General features: G+C 64.3%; 2 protein-coding genes and 1 pseudogene. 1 reads left to right on the forward strand and 2 read right to left on the reverse strand.

The features are described 5' to 3' along the window. The first annotated feature begins 174 nt into the window (after positions 1-174). Positions 175-777: a hypothetical protein gene (locus H149_RS0119065; protein WP_020651360.1), complete on the forward strand. Its 603-nt coding sequence runs from the start codon at positions 175-177 to the stop codon at positions 775-777. Positions 778-837: 60 nt separating this feature from the next. Here the strand turns inward: H149_RS0119065 and ggt are convergent, their stop codons facing one another. Continuing rightward, a complete protein-coding gene (gene ggt, locus H149_RS0119070) occupies positions 838-2,565 on the reverse strand; it encodes a gamma-glutamyltransferase (RefSeq protein ID WP_020651361.1) in 1,728 nt (575 codons plus the stop codon). Between the two features lie 430 nt (positions 2,566-2,995). Further along, positions 2,996-3,699 (reverse strand): annotated as a pseudogene (locus tag H149_RS23520) (hypothetical protein); the annotation flags it as partial.

Genomic DNA, 3,699 nt, shown 5'->3' on the forward strand with positions numbered 1-3,699 from the left:
CAGAAAGCTCTGGTTATGAGTTGTTGCTCAGGCAGGGAAGCTTACGCCGTCAGCGCCGCAGGCCCGGTATGCATCCGTTGCAGTGTGTTTGCATCTGTAAGCGGCGCCTTCATCGCCGCCCGCCGGCGCCGCTACGCCGCTCAACACCGTCACATCACGGCATCGGAGAGCGGCATGAGCATTTCAAGTATCGGCAGCGGCGCCGGCGTCTACGCCGGCTTCGGCAGCAGCGGATCGGGCGGCGGTTTCGGCCAGGATCTGCAAGCGCTGCTCGGCGCAGTGGACAGCGGCGACCGGGCGGCGATTCAGGACGCCTATTCGAAGATCACCGCGCAGGCCAAGACCGGCGGCGACGGCCAGGACCCGGTCGGGCAGATGCTGTCGGCGATCGGTGCAGCGCTCGACAGCGGCGACATCGGCGCCGCCCAGAACGCGGTCGCCGCGTTCAAGAACGCCGCACCGCCGAGCGGCGCCGGCGGCCCGCCGCCTCCGCCGCCCGGCCCGCCGCCGGCTTCGGAAGCGGTCAGCGACAGCCTGCAAAGCCTCGTCGACGCGCTGTCGGACAGCGATCTCGACGACGCTCAATCGGCCTTCACAACGCTGAGCGGCGCACTGTCGGGCACCGGCGACGGCGGCGCCGGCTACGATCCCATGGCGACGCTGGTCGGCAAGCTTGGCGACGCGATCAGCTCCGGCGACACGTCGACCGCGCAGAGCTATCTGTCCGAGCTCATGCAGCATCTGCCGGCGGGCAGCCTCGTCGACACCTCGGCCTGAACGGCCGCGCGGGGACGGCCCGGCCGCGGCGTCCGGCCGTCCCCGCCACACGGCGGACTTTCAGTACCCGGCGGCCAGACCGGCCGGCCGGCGCCGGTCGTTGGCACCCTGTAGCGTGCCGTCGGGCTCGATCAGAATCGCCTCGTCGGCGCCCCAGGACTTCACCTCGCGGATCGTGTGCCCCATCGCTTCGAGCTGCTGCTGCACTTCCGTCGTCAGCAGGCCCGGCTCGACGTTGATCTGGTCCGGCAGCCACTGCATGTGCAGACGTGGCGCATCGACCGCCTGCTGCATGTTCATGCCGAAGGCGATGACGTTGACGACGCTCTGCATCACCGTCGAGATGATCGTCGAACCGCCGGGGCTGCCGGTGACCATGAACGGCTTGCCGCCCTTGAGCACGATCGTCGGCGACATCGAGCTGAGCGGACGCTTGCCGGGCTCGATCTGGTTGACCTTGCCCTGCACCAGCCCGAACGAGTTCGCAACGCCGGGCTTGGAGGTGAAATCGTCCATCTCGTTGTTGAGGAAGAAGCCGGTCTCGCCGGCGATCTGCGCGATGCCGAACAGGTAGTTGATCGTGTAGGTGACGGCCACCGCGTTGCCCCAGCGATCGACGACCGAATAGTGCGTGGTGTGTTCGCCCTCGTCGGCGCCGAGACTGCCGCGGATCTCGCTCGACGGCGTCGCACGGTCGGCGCGGATCGTCTGGCGCAGCGCCGCGGCGTGCGCCGGCGCGAGCAGCTGCGCGAGCGGATTGCGCACGAAGGCCGGATCGCCGAGGTAGGTATTGCGGTCGGCGAAGGCGCGGCGCGCCGCCTCGGCAAGATGGTGCACGCTCGCCGCCGCGCCGTAGCCCCAGCGCTGCAGCGGATACGGATCGACGATCTGCAGGATCTGGCACACGGTCGTGCCGCCGGAACTCGGCGGCGGCGCCGACACCACTGTGTAGCCGCGAAAGCCGCAGTTCAGCGGCGTCTCCCAGCGCACCTGATAGTCGGCGAAATCCCGCAGCGTCAGGATGCCGCCGTTGCGCTCGCTGGCGTCGACCAGCGCGCTCGCGATCGGGCCGCGGTAGAACGCCGCGACGCCGCCGGCCTCGATCTGCGCCAGCGTGCGCGCGAGCTGTGGCTGGCGCAGCGTCTCGCCGGCCGCGTACGGTTTGCCGTCGCGCAGGAAGATCGCCGCGACGTTCGGATACTTCGCGAAGTCGGCGACGCGCGTGTTGAGGATGTTGACGTCGCCCTGCTCCAGCACATAACCGTCGCGCGCCAGTGCCAGCGCCGGCGCGATCAGCGCGCTGCGGCTCATCGTGCCGAACTTCGCGCGCGCCGCTTCGAGCCCCATCACCGTGCCCGGCACCCCGACGCCGAGATACGTGTCGGTGCTGCGGCCTCTGACGACGTTGCCGGCCTCGTCCTGGAACATCGTCGGCGTCGCCTTGCCCGGCGCCTGCTCGCGGAAATCCAGAAAAAGGTTCTGGCCGCCGGCGAGGTGAATCAGCATGAAGCCGCCGCCGCCGACATTGCCGCAGCACGGATGCACGACGGCCAGCGCGTAGCCGACCGCGACCGCCGCGTCGACCGCGTTGCCGCCGCGCTTGAGTACGTCGACGCCGACCTGCGTCGCCAGATGCTGTGCCGACACCACCATCGCCTGCTTCGCGCGCACCGGCTGCGCGTCGGCGAGCGCCGCCAGCGTGGTCGGCGGCGCGGTGGCATCGAGCGCGCGCCGGGAGATTGTGCCGCTTTCGGTACGGCTGGCATCCGCAAACGCTGGAAACTCCATCGGGGCCAGCGCCAAAACAAGAAGAACGTACTGCAAAAACTTGAGCTTCATAATCTGTCTGCCTGGAACGTTGGACACCCTAGCCAGAACGAAGCACCGCAGAAAGAGCGGAATTCCATATCGCGGACCGCGCTGAAGCATTGGCTCTCAGTTCAAGTTCTGCTATCGGCCAACTTCTTGCAGAAAGAGGCCGCCAAGACATATGGGGCTACCGAGCCGCATTACGCCAAAATAACCTGCCTGCACCGCCGCCACGGCTAAGAAGTGCGATGCTAAACCAACATACATCGATCATTACCTGGACCAACTTCACCCTAGAGTTCCCTGTATGGGTTCAACGCTGGGAGAACGCCTCTAATTAGGAGAGCGCTTGATTGCTCGACTGCGCTACAGGCGATAGAGCTTACGGTTTACATTGCGTCTACAATCTCTATTCGACTCTACGCCGCGCTTGTCCAGCCGTGGAGTAAATAGCATCCAACTTCTCACGAATCTCGATATCAACACTTCCTGCTGAAACGAACGGGGCGAGAAGAAAATAATCACTCTTACTCATCAGGTTAGGGAGTGATAAATGTTCATAGAACCGCTTGAAGACACGATCTAGAACACCTTCGCTGGCCTTTATGTCCACCCCCCAAGGCGATGGTTCGCCCAACGTCGCCAGTGCGGCTTCAATTTCATTGATAGATTTATTCATTTCATTGCGCCAGGCGATACCAAAGAGATCACCGGCCTGCTTGCGCCCTTCTTCTTCCGCATATCGTAGTAGAGTTTCTCTCTGGCACAGATAGTTCTCCAGTTCGCGGCGACGCCACATGTAATGCCGAAGATTAGGATCTCCTGGCAACTGTTGGTCCAGCCGATCATAAATTGCAATTCCGACCAGATCCGGCTTCGCTTCGCGCAATCCGTAAAAATGGTCTTGAGCCTTACGCGGCTGATTTGCTACGTAGTGAACGAATGGGCGCTCGAGAACGCTAACTGCTGGATGCTCAAGCTGGGCGGCAAAGGCACGCAAGATCGCAAGATCTGTGGACCTGAACCGCCCCGGAAATTCCGGAGGCTGTTTGGTTTGAGTCACGCTGCCAGCGGCAGCGCGGCCTGTTGCCGATAGTAAGCCTCTTCGGCTTC

It is taken from the genome of Solimonas variicoloris DSM 15731 (assembly GCF_000382285.1).
Lineage (GTDB): Bacteria > Pseudomonadota > Gammaproteobacteria > Nevskiales > Nevskiaceae > Solimonas > Solimonas variicoloris.

Bases quoted from the DNA above. Each gene is read 5' to 3' on its own strand.
- ggt (WP_020651361.1), bottom strand. From the start codon at position 2,565: ATGGAGTTTCCAGCGTTTGCGGATGCCAGCCGTACCGAAAGCGGCACA.
- H149_RS0119065 (WP_020651360.1), top strand. From the start codon at position 175: ATGAGCATTTCAAGTATCGGCAGCGGCGCCGGCGTCTACGCCGGCTTC.